This window comes from Ruegeria sp. AB5, from assembly GCF_056542645.1.
The window spans coordinates 542944-564294 of the sequence record NZ_JBQGAE010000001.1 but is presented as its reverse complement, the minus strand read 5'-3'; the positions used below and the strand labels follow the sequence as shown (position 1 = coordinate 564294).

Sequence of the window (21351 nt, the reverse complement as noted above, 5' to 3'; positions counted from 1 at the left end):
TTACTCCGCCCAGTGAACAGTCATGCCGCTTAGAACGGCAGCGATCGGGGCCTCTTCCGGGGGCAAGGACATGGCCTGCTCCAGCGCGTCGCGCTTGTCCGCACCAAAGATGATCAGGTGTTTTGACAAGGCCCCGTCCAACACAGGCGCGGTCAGCGTGATCCGAGGTTCGGGTTGCACCTCGGTCCGGGCCACGGCCAGCGTGGGCGCATTGCTGCTGAGCGCCTTGGCCAACCCTTCCATCCCCGGAAACAGCGAGGCTGTATGCATGTCTCCGCCCATGCCCAGCACCAACACGGACAAAGGCAGCACCGGAGTGATCAGCGATTCGATTTCCGGCAAAGCTGCCTCGGGCTCGGCCCCGGGCACATAAAGCGGCACATATTCAGCCACCGAGGCCCGGTTGGTCAAAAGCCGTTCGCGGATCAGCCGTTCGTTGGAGCGTTCACAGTCAGCCGGTACGCAGCGCTCATCTGTCGGCAGGACCCGCACACGGCTCCAGTCAAGGTCTGCAGCGCACAGAACGTCAAACACTGGCCCCGGGGTCGTGCCCCCGGGAACCGCCAGCGCTACCTTGTCTTCGTGAAGCAGCGCGGATTCCAGCTCTCCGGCCAGCGCGTTTGCCACGTCGATGGCCAGCATGTCACGGTCGGCATAGTCCTTAATATTCATGGCTTTATTCCTTGCCAGTGGCGACCGTCACGTTTCATCAGCAGCTCGGCGTCGCCCGGCCCTGTGCTGCCGCTGTCATACGGTTTGGGCACATCCCCACGCGCCTGCCATCCGGCAATAACAGGATCGGTCCAGGCCCATGCGGCCTCGACCTCATCCCCACGCATGAACAGGGTCTGGTTGCCCCGGATCACGTCCATCACCAACCGCTCATAGGCGTCGGGCGGGTCCTGGTTTTCAGGCCCGAGCGCCTCGGCAAAGCTCATGTCCAGAGGCACGTCGATCAGGCGCATGCCCCCCGGCCCCGGCTCTTTGATGGTCACTTTCAGCGTAATGCCTTCATTGGGCTGCAACCGGATGGACAAAGCGTTTGCGTGCCGCCCCGCGGCCTCACCAAAGATCGAATGCGGTGCGTCTTTGAACTGGACGTTGATCACCGAGGACCGGGCCACCAACCGCTTGCCGGTGCGCAAATAAAACGGCGTTCCAGCCCATCGCCAATTGCTGACATGCGCCTTCAAGGCCACATAGCTTTCCGTCGTCGAGCGCGGATTGCCAACAACCTCACGATAGCCGGGACCATCCGAACCCGCCGCAAACTGCCCCCGTACGATATGATGCGGCTCGACAGGATCAAGCGCGCGGATCACCTTAAGTTTCTCGTCTCGCACGGCGTCCGGATCGAATTTCGCAGGCGGTTCCATTGCGATCAGGCAAAGCAGTTGCATCAGATGGTTCTGCACCATGTCACGCATGGCGCCAGCGCGTTCATAATATTCCTCGCGCCCGTCTATTCCGACGGTCTCGGCCACGGTGATCTGGATGTGGTCCACATATTGGCTGTTCCAAAGCGGCTCGAACAGCATGTTGCCAAACCGCACGGCCATCAGGTTCTGGACCGTCTCTTTGCCCAGATAGTGATCGATCCGGTAGATTTGGCTTTCGTCGAAATGCGCAGCCAGCGTTGCATTCAAGGCTCGCGCACTGTCCAGATCATGGCCAAACGGCTTTTCCACCACGATCCGCGTATCCGCTGTAGCCAGTTCATGGGCCCGGATACGCTCGGCCAGCGGACCGAACAGGCTGGGTCCCACCGAAAAGTAGAAGGCCCGCACACGCGTGTCTTTCAAATGGGCAGCCAGCGCGTGCCACCCTTCTGACGATTTCGCATCCAGTGGCACATAGTCCAACCGGTTCAAAAACCCCTGCACAAGCTCTGCACTGCTTGCGCGCTTGGGCGCATAGGCCAGCAGCGATTCGGCCACAATGCTTCTAAACCCATCGGCTGTGTGATTGCCGCGCGCGGCTCCGATGATCCGGGCACTGTCAGGCCATTGTCCCGCGCAAAAGCGACGGAACAACGCGGGCAGGATCTTGCGCTGCGCAAGATCGCCAGTGCCGCCGAAAATTACCAGATCGAACGGGTCGACAGGGATGACGCGTGAAACCATGAGTTGTCCTTACCCTGCCCCTCATTCCATGTCCAATGTTAGCGCAATCATTTTTCGCACTACCCGCAGATCAAAACTCTGTCAGTTGTGGGCCGTCACCCTTACCAAACCTGCGCCAACAGGATAAGTCAGTCTGGCAATTGCAAGGAACCGGATGCGGGAATGAAAGACAGCGCCCCTCAGCATGCCAATGTTGGCAAGTTTCAAAACAAATTGGTGACAGCAGATGGACAAACCCGTGCTTCAGTGGCCCTGACCGATCCACAGACGTTGTGGTTCAATACCGGCACCCTGTGCAACATCGAATGCGTGAACTGCTACATCGAAAGCAGCCCCACCAACGATGCGCTCGTCTACATCACCACGGCCGAGGTTGTTGACTACCTTGACCAGATCGAGGACCGGAACTGGCCTGTCCGCGAAATCGGCTTTACCGGCGGTGAGCCTTTTATGAACCCGCAGATGATCGACATCACCCGCGCGGCTCTGGACCGCGGCTATGAGGTCTTGATCCTCACCAACGCCATGCAACCGATGATGCGGCGCAAAATGCGCGAAGGTCTGCTGGATCTTCAACGCGTCTATGGCGACAAGCTGACTTTGCGGGTTTCCGTCGATCATCACCGGCCCGAACTTCATGATGAAGAACGCGGCAAGGGCAGTTTTGCCAAGACCCTGACGGGAATGGAATGGCTGCGTGACAATGGCTTTGAAATGGCGGTCGCGGGTCGCTCGCTTTGGGGCGACACGGATGCAGAAAGCCGCGCAGGCTATAACGCTTTCTTTGAGAAGCACGGCTTTGATATTGACGCGCAGAACCCTGCCCAGACCGTTTTGTTTCCCGAGATGGACGAAACCGTCGAAGTCCCGGAAATCACGACCGCCTGCTGGGGCATATTGAACAAGTCTCCGAAAGAAGTGATGTGTGCCAGCGCCCGCATGGTCGTAAAGCGAAAAGGCGCCCAGAGCCCGACCGTTCTGGCCTGCACGCTGCTGCCCTACGCACCTGAATTCGAAATGGGGAAAACCCTGGCCGAGGCCGAAGCGGATGTGCATTTGAACCATCCCCATTGCGCAAAGTTCTGCGTTCTGGGCGGGGCCAGTTGTTCCGGCCAATAACACACAACGTTTTAAAGTAATCCAAATCACTGAGCCGTTCGGCCCTTTTCCGCTATAACCGGAACAGGGTCATTTATTGTTGGGCTGTTGTGATGAATAGATTTCTGTGTCTTGCGTTTGCACTTTTTGCCGCTCCGCTTTGGGCGCAAGAGCGTTTGGCGCTGGTGATTGGCAACGACCAATACAACTCGGTCGTCGATCTCCAAAAGGCCGTAGCAGATGCCGAGGCTGTTTCGGAAAAGCTGCAGAGTCTGGGGTTTGAAACTATCGAAGGTCTGAACCTTGATCGGCGTGGAATGAACCAGCGGATATCCGACTTTACGTCCCGCCTTGACGCCGGCGACACCGCCTTTGTTTTCTTTGCCGGCCATGGCGTGGAAATCGATGGCGAAAACTACCTGCTGCCAACAGACATCGTTGCACCAACTTCGGGTGAAACAGATTTCGTGAAATCTGAATCGATCGCCCTGTCAAACCTTCTGGACCGCGTACGCGCGACCGGGGCTCGAACCTCGATTGCCATCATTGACGCCTGCCGTGACAACCCGTTCGAAACCGTGGCAGGGCGCAGTGTCGGACGCACGCGCGGTTTGGGTCGTATCAATGCGCCCGAGGGTATGTTCGTGATCTTTTCGGCCGGTGCAGGACAAATGGCACTGGACCGGCTGAGCGATGATGAGCCTGCGCAAAACTCGGTCTTCACCCGTGCTTTGCTGCCGCGTTTGTCCCAGCCCGGTCTCGAGTTGCGCAGCATGGTCTCGGATCTGCGGCGTGAGGTCCGCGATCTGTCACGCACCGTTCAGCATACGCAAATTCCAGCCTACTATGATGAATTGCTTGGGGAATTTTACTTTACGCCCGCCGTCGATACGGCCCCGCAATCCACGCCGATTGCCCGTCCTGCCAACGATATGCGCGCCGATCTTGAGCTTGCGCGCTCGGTGGGAACAGTAACAGCGCTGGAGTCGTTTCTGGAGAAATACGCGGATCAGTCCGAGAACTATTCATATGAGGTGGCGCTGCAACTGCGTGACAGTCTGGCCTCTGTCAGTGTTCCGACCGAGACGGAACGCACACCTACCGCTGTCGCCCCGATCATTTCCGATTCGCGTGACGTGATGCGCGCCACGCAATCAGCATTAAATGCGCTGGGCTGCAGCGCCGGCGGCGCGGATGGCGTCGCCGGGCCGCGCACCCGTCAGGCCTTTGCGCGCTATCTGTCTGCCAGCGCGTCACAACTGGGGGCCGATGATCTGGGGACGAAACATGCTTTGGACGAACTGGAAGGCAAAAGCGGTACAATCTGCTCAGCGGCGGTTGCGCCAACTCCCGCGCCCGCACCGGCTGCTCGTACCACGGTTTCGATGGCCGGGACCTGGCAGTTCAAGGCAACCTGCACAGTTGTTGTCAAAGTGACGGGCTCGGTGCGCTACACCCGTGCTGGCGGCAACAAATACACGGGCAGCCTCACCGACTCGCTGGGACAAAAAGCCAATACCGTTATCTATGTAAACGACCAGCAAATCAGCGGTACCGACTATTTTCCCGGCATCACCGTTCAATGGCGCGGCCGCCTGGCGGAAGATGGCGACAGCTTCACCAGTTCCGGTTCAACCGGGTGCTCGGTCTATGCGTGGCGCGCGGGATAACGCGTCAGTTCACCCGAAACTCACCCACCATGTTGCGCCATTCCCCCGGTGCAATCATCTTGCGATGCGTAAACTTGACCGAGTGCAACGGGCCCTCAATCTCGCGTTGCCAGAAATCGATGAATTCGAACAGTTTCGGATGATCTGGTGCCAGATCGTATTCCTGCCAGATGAACGTATTCAGGACATGAATATAGTCCGGCATATGATAGAAGAATTCCGCTGTCGTCAGCCCGTACCCCTTGAGCATCAGTTCGGTTTCGCTTTGCTCCATTCAGACCTCCAATTTCTTTCAAGGTCTCTCCACAGTAACACCGAAACCCCCTAACACTTGGATAACAAGATGTTACTTGGCTGTTACTTTCGTTTTTTGACCCTAGATTCGTTGCTTGCTTGCACCTTATGTGCCGGGTCTGATATGGTGTAACCACAAAATATAGAGTCTGCACAAGAAACGAGCAGTTTACGTGAGCGATACGCCAGAAGTTCCTGAAAATATGGATGAAACCCCGCCTGAACGCCCCGTTTACGACGGCCCGACGGTCTCCATCGAATCCGAAATGCGCACGTCCTATCTGGACTATGCGATGTCGGTCATTGTCAGCCGCGCGATCCCCGATCTGCGCGACGGGTTGAAACCGGTGCATCGGCGCATCCTTTACGCAATGCACGAAACCGGCAATACCCATGAAAAGGCATACCGCAAATCGGCGCGTCCGGTCGGCGATGTGATGGGTAAATACCACCCGCACGGTGACGGCGCGATCTATGACGCGCTGGTGCGGATGGCTCAGGATTTCTCGATGTCGCTGCCGCTGCTGGACGGTCAGGGCAACTTTGGCTCGATGGACGGCGACAACCCGGCGGCCATGCGCTATACCGAAGTGCGGATGGACAAGCCCGCCGCCTCTCTGCTGGCAGATATCGAAAAAGACACCGTTGATTTCCAGGATAATTATGACGGCAAAGACCGAGAGCCGACGGTCCTGCCCGCGCGGTTCCCGAACATGCTGGTCAACGGTGCTGGCGGCATTGCCGTCGGCATGGCGACCAACATCCCGCCGCACAATCTGGGTGAGGTGGTCGACGCCACGCTGGCCCTGATCGACGACCCGGACCTGACGTCTGAACAGCTGATCGACTATGTTCCCGGCCCCGATTTCCCGACCGGCGGCGTGATGCTGGGCCGGTCCGGCGCGCGCAAAGCCTATCTTGAAGGTCGCGGCAGCGTCATTATCCGCTCGAAAACCCGCGTAGAGGAGATCCGCAAGGACCGCTATGCCATCGTGGTTGATGAGATCCCCTATCAGGTGAACAAAGCCTCGATGATCGAAAAGATCGCCGAGGCCGTGCGTGAGAAACGGATCGAAGGCGTGAGCCACGTTCAGGACGAATCCGACCGCAACGGCGTGCGTGTCGTGGTCGAGTTGAAACGCGACGCGACGCCCGAAGTGGTGCTGAACCAACTGTTCCGCTTTTCGCCGATGCAGACCTCGTTTGGCTGCAACATGCTGGCGCTGAATGGCGGACGGCCCGAGCAGCTAACCCTGCGCCGGTTCCTGACCAGCTTTATCGATTTCCGCGAAGACGTTGTCGCGCGCCGTACGGCTTATGACCTGCGCAAGGCGCGCGAACGCAGCCACATCCTGTGTGGTCTGGCTGTGGCCGTCTCGAATGTGGATGAGGTGGTTGCCACCATCCGCTCGTCAGCAGATGCCGCTGAGGCGCGCGAAAAGCTGATGACGCGCCGCTGGCCCGCGGCCGAGATCGAAGGCTATCTGCGCCTGATCGACGATCCGCTGTCCAGGATGAACGACGATGGCACCTATAACCTGACCGAAGTTCAGGCCCGCGCGATCCTTGAACTGCGCCTGCAACGCCTGACCCAACTGGGCGTCAAAGAGGTCACGGACGAGCTGGAAGACCTGGCGACTAAGATCCAGGAATACCTGGATATTCTATCCTCGCGTGAACGTATCATGTCGATCATCGGCGACGAACTGCGCACGGTGCGTGAACAATTCGCAGTGCCCCGTCGCACCGAAATTGTCGACTGGTCCGGCGACATGGAAGACGAGGACCTGATCGAGCGTGAAGACATGGTCGTGACCGTCACCTCGGGCGGCTATATCAAGCGTACTCCGCTGGCCGATTTCCGGGCGCAAAAGCGCGGCGGCAAGGGCCTGTCGGGAATGCAGACCAAGGAAGAGGACGTTGTGACCAACCTCTTCGTGGCGAACACGCACACGCAGTTGTTGTTCTTCACCACTGACGGGATGGTCTATAAGCTCAAGACCTGGCGTTTGCCGCAATCCGGGCGCACCGGTAAGGGCAAGGCCATCGTCAACATCCTGCCGATCCCGACCGGGGTGTCCATCGCGGCGATCATGCCCGTGGATGTGCCGGACGAAGAATGGGAAAACCTGCAGATCGTCTTCGCCACCAGCGCGGGCGACGTGCGCCGCAACCGCCTGTCAGATTTCACCAATGTTCGCCGCAACGGCAAGATTGCGATGAAGCTGCCCGAGGGCATCGAACTGGTGAACGCCCGCATCTGTTCCGAAGATGAAGACGTGATGCTGGTCACCAATTCAGGCCGCGCGATCCGCTTCCGCACCACCGATGTGCGCGTCTTCAACTCGCGCGAATCCACCGGTGTTCGGGGCATCAGGTTGACCAATGGCGACCGTGTCGTCTCGATGTCGGTGATCCGCCATTTTGAGGCTGACCCGGACGAACGCGCCGCCTATCTCAAGATGCGCCGCGCCGTGGCCGGCATCGCCGATGATGGCGAGGCGGATGAGGACGAAGCAGCCCCCGGCACCATCACGCAGGAACGCTATGCCGAGATGTCCGCTGCCGAGAACCTGATCCTGACGATCACAACAGGCGGTGCGGGTAAGCTAAGCTCCAGCCACGATTACCCGGTTCGCGGACGCGGCGGCATGGGTGTCGCGGCGATGGATAAGGCGATGCGCGGCGGAGAGCTGGTGGCGTCGTTCCCTGTCGATATCGACGACCAGATCATGCTGGCCACGTCCAAAGGTCAGTCGATCCGGGTTCCGGTTGACGGCATCTCGTTCCGGTCCCGTTCGGCGGGCGGTGTGAAGGTGTTCAACACCGGCAAAGGCGAAGTAGTTGTCAGCGTCGCTTGGATCGCGGATCAAGGCGACGAGGAAGCCGAATAGCTCACATCCTGAGAATAACAACGAGACGCTCGGCGAGGGTCTCGTTGTTCGGGCAATGATTGTTCAGGTCAGGTAATTTTTGAAGAAGGCAATCGTCCGGGTCCAGGCCAGATTGGCTGCGGCCTCGTCATATCTGGGCGTTGTGTCATTGTGAAAACCGTGATTCACATCCGGGTAGAAATGCACGCTGAATTTCTTTTGATTGGCCTTCAGAGCGTCTGAATAAGCGGGCCACCCGGCGTTGATACGCTCGTCCAATCCCGCATAATGAATCATCAACGGCGCTTCGATTGAGGGCACGTCCTCGGTGGCGGGCTGGCGTCCGTAAAACGGAACCGATGCCGCCAGGTCGGGATAGGCGACGGCCAAAGCGTTGCAGACACCGCCGCCATAGCAAAACCCGACGGCTCCGATCTTGCCGGTCGTCAGGTCATGATCACGCAGGAATTCATAGGCGGCAAAAAAATCTGCCATCAGCCTTTCCCCATCCATCGAGCGCTGCATCTCGCGCCCCTCTTCATCGGTGCCGGGATACCCACCCAGCGGAGACAACCCATCCGGGCCAAAGGCCAGGAACCCGGCCTTGGCGGCACGGCGAACCACGTCTTCTATGTAAGGATTGAGGCCGCGATTTTCGTGAACGACCAATACTGCAGGCAACTTGCCTTCGGCGTTTGCTGGCATCGCCATCAGCCCGCTGGTCTCGGCATGGCCATCCGGGCTGTCAAACTCCACGACCATTGCCTGGATGTCAGGATCATCCGGCGCAACCTGCTGCGCCCAAGCGTAATTGGGCTGCAACTGGTCGAGGATCATCGAGCCGGTTATTCCGGCGGCGGTGTATTTCCCGGCCTGTGAGATAAACTCGCGCTTGGACATGGTGCCATGCACATAACCGTCGAAAATCTCTAGGATTCGGGGATCAAAGTCACTGGCTTTCTTGCGGGCGTTTCCGGTCATCGTAGCCTCCCACGCGATGGTGTCGGTGTGGCGATGCTAACGCGACACAGCCGACCCGGAAACTCACAATTCGTATAACGCGCCGAACTTGGCCTCCAGATAGCTCAGCAATGGTTCAGGACCGGGTGCGACACCACCGGCCCGCTCAATCACATCACGCGGGGCGTAGAGCCCGCCGTATTGCTGAACATTCTCGCGCAACCATGTGGTTGCGCCCGATGTGTCCCCCTCAGCCAGTTGCGCATCCAACCCCGGTACGGCATCGCGCAGTGCCTGATGCAAGCATCCCGCATAGACATTGCCCAGCGAATAGGTCGGGAAGTAGCCGAACAGGCCTACCGACCAGTGGACATCCTGCAAGCAGCCGTTCGAAGGTTTGTCGACCGCATAGCCAAAATCGGCGTTGAAACGGTCATTCCACGCCGCCTCAAGATCACCGACCTGCAGGTCTCCGGCCATCAGGGCGCGTTCCAGATCAAAGCGCAGCATGATGTGGAGGTTGTACTGCACCTCATCCGCCTCGGTCCGGATATAACCGTTATGGACCCGGTTCACAGTGGCGTAGAAAGTGTCGGCATCTGCGATCCCGAAATCGCCAAACGCCTCGACCATCTGACCATACAGCCATCCCGTAAAGGCGCGGGACCGACCCAGCTGATTTTCGTAAATCCGGCTTTGGCTTTCATGCACACCCATCGACACGCCCTGCCCCAGTGGCGACAACGCATAGGCGGGGTCGATGCCCTGTTCATAGGCGGCGTGTCCGACCTCGTGAATGGTCGAGTAGAAGCAGTTGAATGGATCCGTTTTGCTGGTGCGCGTAGTGATCCGCACGTCCGATCCGCTGCCCGAGCTGAACGGATGCACCGCCTTGTCCACCCTGCCCCGGTTCAGATCATACCCGAAGGCAAGCGCCAGCTTCTGGGACAGGCGCATCTGGACCAGTTCGTCAAACGTGCCCTCCAGTGCTTGCGGCGCAGGTTTGTCCAGGACTGCCGCGCGCAAAGCAACCAGACGTGGGCGCATCTGGTCGAAGATGGCAGCGATCTGAGCGCCAGTTGTGTAGGGCTCATAGTCCTCGACCATCGCGTCATAGATGTCAGCGCCTTGCGCCAAGGCAGCACCTTCTTCGCGTTTCAGCGCGACGACCTCTTCCAGAACCGGCAGGAACGCCGACACATCTTCGTCCGAACGCGCCTGTGCCCATTTCCCTTGAGCTGCAGAGGTGACACGCGCGATGGCCTTGGCCAGATCGGCAGGAACCTTGATGGTGCGGTCATAGGACCGGCGGATTTCGCGTATTTGAGCCTGACCGGCTTGGTCCTGCGGTTCGGCCCGGTCCAGCCAGTCGGCTACGCGCGGGTCAGACCGACGTGCGTGCAGAACTGCCTCGATCGCGGCCATTTCCTCTGCGCGCTGAACGGCCGCTCCGCGGGGCATCACGGTTTCCTGATCCCACCCCAGCCGACCGGCGATCTGCCCAAGGGCCGAGGTTTCGCGCTGAAAGGCCATCAGGTCGTCAAAAGCGGTCATGTGATCAAGCTCCACGAAGTGAGGTTGCAATGGGGTAGGCACACAGGAAGCGAGCGCGCAGGATCAGGGTCCAGACCACAACGGCCATGAACTGGTGGAAGATCGCAATCTGCCAAGGCGCCGCATAGACCACGGTGACAATACCGACCACCACCTGCAAGGACAGCGCCGCAAAAGCAGCGTTAAAGGCAAAGCGGGTCTGCGGATGCGCGCTGGTTTGGCCGCGGCGCCAGACAATGGCGGCGAAGATGAACAGCAGATACCCTGCGCAGCGGTGAATGAACTGAACCAGCCCCGGACTTTCAAAGAAGTTGCGCCAAAGCGGTTCCAGCATCGTCGCGTCAGGTGGCAGTATCTGCCCACCAATCAGCGGCCAATCTGTGTACGAGCGCCCGGCGTCGATCCCGGCAACGAGCGCCCCGATCAGTATCTGCAAAAAGGTGAAATGCAGCAGGCCGGTGGACAGTGAGAAGAGTTTCGCCTCTTTCGCGCGGCGCGCCTGCATCAGGTCGCGTTCCTCGCGTCCAAGCTCGAATATGTACCACGCCAGAAAGCCCAGAATGACAAAGGCCAAACCCAGATGGGTGGCCAACCGGTAGCTGGCGACGGTCGTCATTCCTTCGCCCTGCGTCACGCCCGAGGCGACCATCCACCAACCGACGGCCCCCTGCACACCGCCCAGAACACCGGGGATCAGCAGCTTGCCGGTCCAACCGGTCGGAATTTTGCGCGCGATCAGAAAGCCAAAGAAACCAATGGCCCAGACCAGACCAATCACACGGCCCAGTTGGCGGTGGCCCCATTCCCACCAGTATATGGTCTTGAAGTCATCCAACTGCATCCACTGGTTCATGATGCGCCATTGGTCGATCTGTTGATACTTGTCGAACTCGGATTGCCAATCCGCTTCGGTCATCGGCGGGATGGCCCCGGTGATCGGACGCCACTCGGTGATGGACAGCCCACTGTCGGTCAACCGGGTCAGGCCACCCACAGCGATCATCACAACGACCAGTGCGAACAGGATCATCAGCCAGACGCGGATCGCAGTGCGCGCACCACCGCGCCCCTTGTCGATCATACCCGGTTGAACGGTTTGTTGTTTTTCAGTGTCTGAGACTTCTTCGAAGATGCTGCGCTTGGCGCTCATGCTGTCCTCATGCGTCTTGGATTTCGTCGCAAGCTAGGGCCCTTGTCGGGCAAGGTCCAGCCTTACCCTTTGTCTTTCCAGCGGACCATCTGCCGCATGATCCCGTGCAACATCTGAACATCTGCCCGTGTCATCCGCATCCGCGACCACAGGTTGCGCAGGTTCACCTTCATCCCTTCGGCCTTTTCGGGCGGGTAGAAAAAACCCGCCTCGTCCAGACGGTCCTCGTAGTGCTCGACCAGCTTTTCGACCTCGATACCCGTGGCCCAGTCCCCTTTGCCCAGATCGGTGGCCTCATGAACTACATTCCCGGTTTGACGCATCCATTCATAGGCGGTCAGCAACACACATTGCCCAAGGTTCAGCGAGGCATATTCGGGGTTCACCGGGACCGAGATGATGGCGTTGGCTTTGGCGATATCCTCGTTTTCAAGCCCGGCGCGTTCAGGACCGAACAGCACGGCGACTTTCTCGCCCGCAGCGACTTTTTCAGCGGCGATTTGCATGGCGCGTTCGGGGCTGTAGACGGGCTTGGTCAGCCCACGCTGCCGCGCAGTTGTGGCAAAAACGTATGTGCTATCGGCCAGCGATCCGGCCAGATCATCGAACAGCTGCGCCTCATCCAACAATCGCCCCGCGCCGCTGGACATGGCCACCGCCCTGGGGTTCGGCCACCCGTCCCGGGGCGCCACGATGCGCATCCGATCCAGGCCGAAATTCCACATCGCCCGCGCGGCGGCACCGATGTTTTCGCCCATTTGGGGACGCACGAGCACAAAGGAAGGCTGAGATGTATCGCTGGGCATGGCTTACTCCGAAAGTTCCGCCCGCTCTAATCTGCCAGCACTAGCAGAGCAACCCGCTGAGTTTCCTGCGGCCTCAAATACCGGCGCAACAGGCAATAAAGTTTGCTTCCCAGCCGCAATCCGCTAAACCGCGCGAAAGACTGAAATCGAAGGACGCGCCAATGGACACCCCCGAGCAGCCGCAGATTTATCTGATCACACCGCCGACGATCACGCTCAGCACCTTCCCGGACCAGTTGGCGCGGGTTCTGGATGGGGCCGAGATTGCGTGTATCCGGCTGGCACTGGCTGGAAATGACGAAGACACCATCGCCCGCGCCGCCGATGCCTGCCGCGAGGTCGCCCATGCGCGGGACGTGGCCATCGTGATCTCGAACCATGTCCTGCTGGCGCAGCGGCTGGGGTTGGACGGCGTGCATCTGGACGACGCGGCACGTTCGGTTCGGGCGGCCCGCAAGGAACTGGGGGCGGACGCAATTGTCGGCAGCTTTTGCGGAGCCTCAAGCCATGACGGGATGACTGCCGGCGAAGCTGGCGTTGACTATGTCGCCTTTGGTCCGGTGGGCGCGACATCACTGGGAGACGGCACGCTTGCCGAGAAGTACCTGTTCCAATGGTGGTCCGAAATGATCGAAGTTCCGATTGTGGCCGAAGGCGGCCTGACACCCGATTTGATCCGCGATCTGTCCCCTTGCACCGACTTCTTTGGCATTGGCGAGGAAATCTGGTCCAGCGAAGACCCATCGGCCCAGTTGCAGGCACTGCTGGACTTTGCCTAGCTGAACGTCCAGGGGGCGATCATCCAATAGACACCGGCACCCGCAATCAGGATCGAGGCAAGTACACAAACCCGGCCCTGCATCCGCTCGGACCCGCCACTGATTAAATGCGCAATCGCGTAACCCGCGGCGGCGACAGCATACAATACGGCAAGAACGCCACCGCTATACCCAAGCATCGCGGCCGGAAGATGATCGGGGGGAACACCGATCCCGGCAAGTGCTTCACTTAGACCGGCACCCAAGAGCAAACCGACACCAAAGACCGCCAGCAGGCGCAAGACATGAAGACGGCGCAGGATCAGGTTCCACAGGGCCAGCACAATGATCGCAGCGGTCAACGATTGGGATAGGAGTATGGGTGGCAAGGCCAAGGCTCCGTATACCGACAGGGCCAACCCAAAGACCGTTCCGATGGACAGCAACAGCATCTGAGCCACCATCGGGCGCAGTCCGAGCGACAGGAAGACCAAGCACAGCACAAGCACGATTTCCCGCAAGCCTGCCGGTACGATCTGGAAAATTCCCAATGGGAAAAACTCCTGCAGTGCCTGTTGCGCGCTCAGCGACGCGCCGCCCCGCAGGGGGATCAGCGGGCTGATCTCTCCGGCTGTCAGATAGCCCGTGTAGGGCGCGGCGACGCGCTGCTGTTTCAGAACCACGGACCCGTAACCTGCAGGCCAGGTCAGACGCAGGTTGGATGCATCGCCCGACAAGGGCGCTGCCAGCAACAGCTTTGACACCCGAGGCTGATCGAGATCTCCGACAACAGGAATGCGGATACCCTCATAGGACAGGCTGACCGGTCCACCGACTTCGACTTGCAAGGTTGGTGCCCAGTCCGTGGTGAAGGCACGCATCTCGGCCTCTAACTCGGTCGAAACAAGCTGACGCAATGTGCGGTAACGGGCGTTGCTTGACGGCTCGGTCTCAGCGTCAGGATCAATCCCCGCCAGAAACATCTCGGCATTCAGCGAGATTTCAAGAAACAGAGTGTCCGCTTTCGTCCAGAATTCCACGATCGTAGGCGGTGGGTTCTGGGCCCGACCAGGGAGCGCTAGCACCACCAGAAAAATCGAACACATCAAAATCAGGCGGAGAAAACCGATCATACGGACCACTGTGCAATTGAAATCAAATCATCACCCATGACGGTCGAGTGTCCCGCCGAATGCAACAGATCGCAAGCCGAAAGGATCGCCGCAGGACCGCTGACCCACTATCTGTTTGGTCCTCAATGTTCTTGCTTGCGCGGGTCCCGGTGCTGCGGCATGACAGCACAATGACTATGAACAGCGAAATTCTGTGTATCGGCTCGGTCCTGTGGGACGTGATCGGACGGTCCGCCAGCGCCATGCGGCAAGGATCGGACGTGCCAGGACGCATTACCCGCCTGCCCGGCGGCGTGGCCATGAACATCGCCATGACACTGGTGCGGTTCGGCATGACCCCGACCCTGCTGACCGCCATTGGTCGCGACCCCGAGGGCGACGAGTTGATTCATTCCTGCGCGCGGCTGGGTATGGTCACGGACCACATCTATCGCTCGCAGGACCTGCCCACGGATCGCTACATGGCCGTGGAAGGTGCCAACGGTCTGATCGCGGCCATTGCTGACGCGCATTCCCTTGAGGCCGCCGGCGCTAAGATCCTGCGCCCCCTGATCCATGGCCCTCTGGGATATGAAAACACACCATTTGAAGGGCCTATCGCGCTGGACGGCAACCTGACGCTGGACCTGCTGGAGGAAATCGCGCAAAGCCCCGCCTTTGCCAAGGCTGACCTGAGGGTTGCTCCGGCCTCGCCCGGAAAAGCTGAACGCCTGCTGCCCTTCCTCAAACACGCACGTGCAACGCTATATGTGAACCTCGAAGAAGCGGGCATCCTGTGCCAGCGCGAGTTCGCCGATTCCGCATCCGCCGCCCAGGGCCTTCTGGATCGCGGCGCGCTACGTGTCCTGGTGACCGATGGTGGCAATTCGGCCACCGTTGGGACAACGGACAGCGTTCTGACCGAGACGCCGCCCTCGGTTCTTGTGACCCGTGTCACCGGCGCAGGAGACACCTTCATGGCGGCCCATATCGCATCAGAATCAAGCGGCGACGACGCGCAAACGGCCCTGACCCGAGCGCTGAAAGCCGCTGCAACCTACGTATCCGGAGAGACCCCCCTGTGATCGACATCCACTATTCCGCCGAGGTCCGCGCTGCCAAAGATGCGGGCCAGCCCATTGTCGCGCTTGAAAGCACGATCATCACCCATGGTATGCCCTATCCCCAGAACGTCGAGGTTGCGGCCCAGGTCGAACAGGACATCCGCGACGCCGGAGCGGTTCCAGCTACCATGGCCGTGATCAAGGGCGTTCTTCACGTCGGGCTTGAACCGGATCAACTGCAAAGCCTGGGTCAGGCTCCGGGTGTTGCCAAAATCTCGCGTGCCGATATGGCGGCCTGTATCTCGACCGGGGGCACCGGGGCCACAACCGTTGCCGCCACCATGATTGCGGCACAGTACGCCGGGATCGAGGTTTTTGCGACCGGCGGGATCGGAGGCGTTCATCAGGGGGCCGAAACGTCCTTTGACATATCCGCCGACCTTCATGAGCTGGGGCAAACGCCCGTGACAGTCGTGGCCGCCGGGGCCAAGGCGATCCTTGATCTGGCCAAAACGCTTGAGGTTCTGGAAACGCTCGGCGTGCCGGTCATCGCCTTTGGTCAGGACGAATTTCCGGCGTTCTGGTCGGCGAAATCCCCTTATGGTGCGCCATTGCGGATGGACAGCGCCGAGGCTATCGCCAAAGCGCATACCACCCGCCGCGCATTGGGATTGCCGGGCGGTCAGTTGATTGCAAATCCGATCCCGGTGGCCGATCAGATCCCGTCCGAGGAACTGGCCCCGATCATAACCGCCGCTCAGGCCGATGCGGATGCGCACCGGATCACCGGAAAGGCTGTCACGCCGTATTTGCTGCAACGGATTTTCGAGAAGACGGAAGGACGGTCCCTGACCGCCAACATCGCACTGGTCCGCAACAACGCACGATTGGCCGCAAACATCGCCAAGGCGCTTGCAAATGGCCCGTAACGCTATCCTATTGTACCTGCGAACCGGATTGCTTACCTAGTTCCGCAAACCACTCGGACCTGTAATGAACACACCGTTTGACGAAGAACCTCATCGCCGCCCCGGCCTACTTTCGCGCCTGCGCGCCTCGTTCCTGACGGGGATCGTCGTTATTGCGCCTGTCTGGCTGACGATCTGGCTGATCTGGTCCGTTGTCGGATGGATCGACAGCGCCGTGTTGCCGCTGGTGCCCCAGCAGTTCCAGCCCGAGCAGTATGTCGGCATCAACCTACGCGGTGTCGGCGTTATCATCTTCCTGGTCTTTACCATTCTGGTCGGCTGGGTGGCCAAGGGTATTCTGGGGCGGTCGTTTATCTTGTTCACCGAAAGCCTGGTGGACCGGATGCCGGTCGTGCGCTCGATCTATTCCGGTATCAAACAGATTTCGGAAACCGTTTTTGCCCAGACTGAACGCTCGTTCGAAAAAGCCTGCCTGGTCCAATACCCGCGCCGCGGCATCTGGGCCATCGGCTTCGTGTCGACAACAGCCAGAGGAGAGGTCAGCACCCGCGCCGAAACCGGCGGAGACCTTCTCAGCGTGTTCATCCCGACCACTCCCAACCCCACCTCGGGCTTTCTGCTGTTCTTCCCGGTCGAAGATGTCATCCTGCTGGACATGTCCATAGAAGAAGCCGCCAAGCTGGTGATTTCAGCCGGGCTGGTCTACCCGAACGAAAAAGACCCGACGCAACCGCCCGAGTAATCAGCTGAACATCGCGGGCAGATCAATGGTGCTTTTTTGGCCCAAGTCTTTCTTGTGAAGCGACAAAAACGCACCCGCCGCATCCCGTCCGGCCTGTTTCAGTTTGTGCAGAACGACCGGGTTTGGCACTGTTTTCGTCGCCACTGACAAGCTGTTCATCAGCTCGTCGTCGGCAATCATATGCACCAGCACCCGCCTCATCTCGCCCGCTTTCAGTTTACCGTCTTTCAAAAGCCGCTGAACGAAATTGATTGCCCGCAACTCGCGAAACAGGGATGAATTGAAGCTGATCTCATTGATCCGGTTTTGGATTTGCTGAGGAGTAACCGGTAGTTCATTGCGTTCCAGAGGGTTGATGTTCACGATCACCACATCATCCGGCAGGTCATCGTTGAACAACGGATACAGCGCCGGATTGCCGGTATAGCCGCCATCCCAGTAAGCCTCGGTCTGCTCGGTCTCGGGATCGTAGATCTCGACGGCCTTGAACAGTGTCGGCAGACAGGCCGACGCCAAAATGGCGTCCGTAGAAATCTCATGACCCGTGAACACCCTGATCTTGCCACTGCGCACGCATGTCGCACAGACAAACAAGCGCGGTCCTTGATCGGCACAGACCTCATCAAAGTTGAAACGATCCACAACCGGTTCCAGCGGGTTCGTGTAGAACGGGCCATAGGCATAAGGGGACACCATCCGCGACCAGGCATCGCCAATGGAATAGGGTAAGGAATACTCTATCGCCTGTGCGATGCTGGCGGGCTCAAGGCTGCGGAACCAGTTGGCGATGCGCATGTCACCTATGGCACCCATGCGCTGCCACAGCCCATCCAGCCGATCCCGCGCACCCTCTCGCCCACCAGCGACCATACCGGACTTGAAAGCCGCCCCGTTCAGAGCTCCCGCCGAAGTTCCGGTGATCGCCGCGACCTCGATATCCTCTTCATCCAGAATACGGTCGAGCACGCCCCAGGTGAACGCACCATGCGCCCCACCGCCCTGCAATGCCAGATTGATCTGTTTCACGGTCCCGACCCCTTATCCATCCGGACATACGTTGCGTGCTTGGGGATCGTGCCCCCAACCCGCTAGCCCTACAAAGCTGTCCAGCCCCCATCGACCGAGATCGTCGTCCCGGTGATCTGCGCCGCGGCATCCGAGCACAGGAACTGAACGGTCCCACCCAATTGTTCGACGGTTGCAAATTCCTTGGATGGTTGCCGTTCGAGCATGACATTCTTGATCACATCCTCGCGGCTCATGTTGTATTCCTTCATCGTGTCCGGAATCTGCGCCTCGACCAGAGGCGTCAATACATAGCCTGGGCACACAGCGTTGCAGGTGATCGGTTCCTGCGCGGTTTCAAGCGCAACTGCCTTGGTCATGCCGACGACCCCGTGCTTGGCCGCAACATAGGCCGACTTGAAGGGCGACGCCGTCAGTCCGTGGGCCGAGGCGATGTTGACGATCCGACCCCAGCCCGCTGCGCGCATCATCGGCAAAGCGGCCGCCGTCGTGTGGAACGCCGAGTTCATGTTGATCGCGATGATTGCGTCCCATTTCTCGACCGGGAACTGATCAATCGGCGACACGTGCTGAATGCCCGCATTGTTCACCAGAATGTCGCAGACACCTGCCTGTTCGATCAGGGCGCGACACTCATTCCCTTTCGACATGTCCGCCTTGATGTAGCGGGCCTTGTTGCCGGTCTCTTTCGCGATCTCTGCCGCCAAGGCGTGATCTTCATCCCGATCAGTGAACGAGTTCAGCACCACGTCCGCCCCGGCCTTGGCCAGCTCGCGCGCGACACCCAGCCCGATGCCCGAATTGGATCCCGTGATGATTGCTGTTTTTCCCGAAAGGCTCATGACCGCTTTCCCTCTGAGTTCACCTGAGGCGCACAGTGCCATGCTGCACCTGCAAAGAAAACGGGGAACTGCGTCGCGCCTGCTTGCAAATCTGCCAAAAAAAACGCCCGCACGAAGCGGGCGTTAAGTTATTGAGGCAGGTTTCATACAGGCAAGAAACCTATCGAGCAGTAAGACCTTTATAAGCAATTGTGCGCCTTCGTCCAAGCTAAAAGTTTGAAAACAAGAAAAATCATCGCTACGATGAATCCCAACAAAATAAGGCCAGAGCAGGATTGTTTCCAAAATGAGCCCGGATTTTCTACGCCCGCTTCAGGCAATTGCTGCGGGAATCACCCTGTTTTTTGCGGCGCCCCCGGTCCATGCAGAATCGGCTCATGGCATAGCTATGTATGGTGACCCGGCCTTACCACCGGATTTTGTGTCGCTGCCTTATGCAAATCCCGACGCGCCCAAAGGCGGCAGAGTCGTTTTTGGAAATACCGGCGGCTATAACAGTTTGAACCCGTTTGTGCAAAAAGGCACCTCGCCCTGGCAATTGCGATTTTGGACCCACGAGAGCCTTATGGGCCGCTCATGGGACGAACCTTTCACTCTTTACGGGTTGTTAGCCGAATCAGTTGAGACGGCCCCGGACCGGTCGTGGGTCGAATTTACCCTTCGGGATGAGGCCAGATTTTCGGACGGCACACCTGTCACCGTTGATGACGTCATCTGGTCCTACAAGGTGCTGGGCACCCAAGGTCACCTTCGGTATCGCGGTTTGTGGGGCAAGATCGACAGCATTGAACAGACAGGCCCCCGCACTGTCCGCATCACGTTCAATGAACCGGATCGCGAACTTGCCCTGATTGCGGGTCTTCGACCGATCCTTCAAAAGGCACAATGGGAGGGCAAAGACTTTGCCGATGCGCAATTGCACGACGTGCCCGTGGGCAGCGGCCCCTACGTGATCGAAGATTATGAGGCCGGTCGGTACGTGAACCTGACGCGAAACCCCGACTATTGGGGCGCAGACGTCCCGTTTCGGCGCGGCACCATGAACCTCGATGAGATGCGGATCGAATTCTACGGAGACGCCACCGTCCTCTTCGAAGCCTTCAAGGCCGGAGAGCTTTCTGCCATCCGCGAGTTCAACGCCGACAAATGGGAGACGCAGTACAATTTCCCGGCCGTTCAGCGCGGCGATGTCATCAAGTCTGAAATCCCACATGGCAAGCCCTCGGGCATGACCGGATTTGTGATGAATACCCGCAAGGTTCCATTTGACGACTGGCGCGTGCGCGAGGCCCTGACGTTGGCCTTCAACTTCGAATTCATCAGCGACACGATCACGGGCGGTGCGCAGCCTCGTATAACATCGTATTTTTCTGGCTCTGATCTGGCGATGCAGCCAGGCCCCGCAGGTGGGCGGGTCGCTGAACTTCTTGAGCCTTACAGGGAGGATCTGACCCCCGGTACGCTCGAAGGCTACAGCTTGCCGCAAGGCGACGGATCGGCCCGGAACCGCGCTAACCTTCGCGAAGCCGCAAGACTGCTGGCCGAGGCTGGCTGGACCATTCAGGACGGCGTTTTGCGAAACCAGGACGGCACTCCTTTCCAACTGACCATCCTGCTGCAACAGGGCGATGGAGAGATGAAAACGGCGGTGGAAATCTACGCCCGCGCGCTGGAACGCCTTGGTATTCAGATCGCGACCGAGCAGGTTGACAGCGCGCAGTATACAGGTCGCATTTCCGAACTTGATTTCGACATGACCCCATTCCGCCGGGCGCTGTCGCTGTCGCCGGGCAATGAACAAAGGCTGTATTGGGGGAGTGAAGGCGCAGATACCCCGGGGACGCGCAACCTGATGGGTGTTGCTTCACCCGCAGTGGACGGGATGATCGACGCCATGCTGCGTTCTGAATCGCGCGAAGATTTCATCGCCGCGACCCGCGCGTTGGACCGGGTTTTGACGGCGGGCAGATATGTGATTCCGATCTGGAGCTTCGATGTCGGGCGCATTGCCCATGTCAGCGCGTTGAAATACCCTGACGTCCTGCCCGTGTATGGCGATGGGCCTCAATACATGCCCGAGGTTTGGTGGTACGAAGAGTAAACCGAGGTCTTGGTCGGCATGTGACAGGCAATACGCCACCGAAGTCCAACCACTCTGTCCTGCTCATCGCTTGCATCGGCAAAAACCGGCACAGACCTGCGATCGCAACACTTAGCGTCGGGTTTGAGGCAGGCGCTATATATTGACTTGGCGAACGCTCTCCCGTTCACCAGGGCGAGAAACAGAGGGCTTTGCTCCACCGGAAATCCGCTCATCCAAAGTGCGACATTTTGTCATGTCTCACGTTGC

18 protein-coding genes are annotated in these 21351 nt (G+C 59.2%); 8 read left to right on the top strand and 10 right to left on the bottom strand.

Annotated features, from left to right (window positions below):
* The gene (pgl, locus tag ACR0L4_RS02840) at positions 1-672 is read right to left on the bottom strand and encodes a 6-phosphogluconolactonase (protein ID WP_480510426.1); all 672 of its coding nucleotides are present in this window, start codon (positions 670-672) and stop codon (positions 1-3) included.
* The gene (zwf, locus tag ACR0L4_RS02835) at positions 669-2123 is read right to left on the bottom strand and encodes a glucose-6-phosphate dehydrogenase (RefSeq protein ID WP_170748708.1); all 1455 of its coding nucleotides are present in this window, start codon (positions 2121-2123) and stop codon (positions 669-671) included. The genes pgl and zwf overlap by 4 nt, the downstream gene beginning before the upstream one ends.
* Positions 2124-2285: 162 nt before the next feature.
* On the opposite strand from zwf, the gene ACR0L4_RS02830 reads away from it, so the two are divergent.
* Positions 2286-3242, top strand: coding sequence for a radical SAM protein (locus ACR0L4_RS02830; RefSeq protein WP_480510424.1), 957 nt, complete (start codon positions 2286-2288; stop codon positions 3240-3242).
* 92 nt (positions 3243-3334) lie between these two features.
* On the top strand, positions 3335-4891 hold the full coding sequence (locus ACR0L4_RS02825) for a caspase family protein (RefSeq protein ID WP_480510422.1): 1557 nt from the start codon (positions 3335-3337) through the stop codon (positions 4889-4891).
* A gap of 4 nt (positions 4892-4895) precedes the next feature.
* Here the strand turns inward: ACR0L4_RS02825 and ACR0L4_RS02820 are convergent, their stop codons facing one another.
* The gene (locus ACR0L4_RS02820) at positions 4896-5165 is read right to left on the bottom strand and encodes an usg protein (RefSeq protein ID WP_170450317.1); all 270 of its coding nucleotides are present in this window, start codon (positions 5163-5165) and stop codon (positions 4896-4898) included.
* Positions 5166-5388: 223 nt separating this feature from the next.
* Between ACR0L4_RS02820 and gyrA the strand changes: the two genes are divergently transcribed.
* Positions 5389-8079 carry a DNA gyrase subunit A gene (gene gyrA, locus ACR0L4_RS02815; RefSeq protein ID WP_480511131.1) on the top strand — a complete coding sequence of 897 codons (2691 nt, stop codon included), beginning with the start codon at positions 5389-5391 and terminating at the stop codon, positions 8077-8079.
* A 63-nt stretch (positions 8080-8142) separates the two neighbouring features.
* Here the strand turns inward: gyrA and yghX are convergent, their stop codons facing one another.
* The 4 genes from yghX to ACR0L4_RS02795 all read right to left on the bottom strand — a co-directional run bounded on the left by yghX (position 8143) and on the right by ACR0L4_RS02795 (position 12528).
* Positions 8143-9039 carry a YghX family hydrolase gene (gene yghX / locus ACR0L4_RS02810; protein WP_480510419.1) on the bottom strand — a complete coding sequence of 299 codons (897 nt, stop codon included), beginning with the start codon at positions 9037-9039 and terminating at the stop codon, positions 8143-8145.
* A gap of 63 nt (positions 9040-9102) precedes the next feature.
* Entirely contained in the window at positions 9103-10572 is a 1470-nt protein-coding gene (locus ACR0L4_RS02805) for a carboxypeptidase M32 (protein WP_480510417.1), read from the bottom strand.
* 4 nt (positions 10573-10576) lie between these two features.
* Complete coding sequence (gene ctaA / locus ACR0L4_RS02800; RefSeq protein ID WP_480510415.1) at positions 10577-11722, bottom strand: heme A synthase; 1146 nt, start codon at positions 11720-11722, stop codon at positions 10577-10579.
* Between the two features lie 62 nt (positions 11723-11784).
* Complete coding sequence (locus tag ACR0L4_RS02795; protein ID WP_170748702.1) at positions 11785-12528, bottom strand: RNA methyltransferase; 744 nt, start codon at positions 12526-12528, stop codon at positions 11785-11787.
* A 161-nt stretch (positions 12529-12689) separates the two neighbouring features.
* On the opposite strand from ACR0L4_RS02795, the gene ACR0L4_RS02790 reads away from it, so the two are divergent.
* Complete coding sequence (locus ACR0L4_RS02790; RefSeq protein WP_480510412.1) at positions 12690-13307, top strand: thiamine phosphate synthase; 618 nt, start codon at positions 12690-12692, stop codon at positions 13305-13307.
* On the opposite strand, the gene ACR0L4_RS02785 is transcribed toward ACR0L4_RS02790, so the two are convergent.
* Positions 13304-14419: a HupE/UreJ family protein gene (locus tag ACR0L4_RS02785; RefSeq protein ID WP_480510410.1), complete on the bottom strand. Its 1116-nt coding sequence runs from the start codon at positions 14417-14419 to the stop codon at positions 13304-13306. The two genes, ACR0L4_RS02790 and ACR0L4_RS02785, sit on opposite strands and share 4 nt — an antisense overlap.
* A gap of 170 nt (positions 14420-14589) precedes the next feature.
* Between ACR0L4_RS02785 and ACR0L4_RS02780 the strand changes: the two genes are divergently transcribed.
* The 3 genes from ACR0L4_RS02780 to ACR0L4_RS02770 all read left to right on the top strand — a co-directional run bounded on the left by ACR0L4_RS02780 (position 14590) and on the right by ACR0L4_RS02770 (position 17133).
* Complete coding sequence (locus ACR0L4_RS02780) at positions 14590-15483, top strand: PfkB family carbohydrate kinase (RefSeq protein ID WP_480510408.1); 894 nt, start codon at positions 14590-14592, stop codon at positions 15481-15483.
* A complete protein-coding gene (locus tag ACR0L4_RS02775; protein ID WP_480510406.1) occupies positions 15480-16391 on the top strand; it encodes a pseudouridine-5'-phosphate glycosidase in 912 nt (303 codons plus the stop codon). Before ACR0L4_RS02780 ends, ACR0L4_RS02775 begins: the two co-directional genes overlap by 4 nt.
* Before the next feature lie 64 nt (positions 16392-16455).
* Positions 16456-17133, top strand: a complete 678-nt coding sequence (locus ACR0L4_RS02770; RefSeq protein WP_170748697.1) for a DUF502 domain-containing protein — start codon at positions 16456-16458, stop codon at positions 17131-17133.
* On the opposite strand, the gene ACR0L4_RS02765 is transcribed toward ACR0L4_RS02770, so the two are convergent.
* Together ACR0L4_RS02765 and ACR0L4_RS02760 are read right to left on the bottom strand one after the other, a co-directional pair.
* On the bottom strand, positions 17134-18159 hold the full coding sequence (locus ACR0L4_RS02765) for a patatin-like phospholipase family protein (protein ID WP_170748696.1): 1026 nt from the start codon (positions 18157-18159) through the stop codon (positions 17134-17136). It lies immediately after the preceding gene.
* Positions 18160-18227: 68 nt separating this feature from the next.
* On the bottom strand, positions 18228-19001 hold the full coding sequence (locus ACR0L4_RS02760) for a 3-hydroxybutyrate dehydrogenase (protein ID WP_480510404.1): 774 nt from the start codon (positions 18999-19001) through the stop codon (positions 18228-18230).
* A gap of 286 nt (positions 19002-19287) precedes the next feature.
* Between ACR0L4_RS02760 and ACR0L4_RS02755 the strand changes: the two genes are divergently transcribed.
* Positions 19288-21102: an extracellular solute-binding protein gene (locus ACR0L4_RS02755; protein ID WP_480510402.1), complete on the top strand. Its 1815-nt coding sequence runs from the start codon at positions 19288-19290 to the stop codon at positions 21100-21102.
* Positions 21103-21351 lie beyond the last annotated feature (249 nt).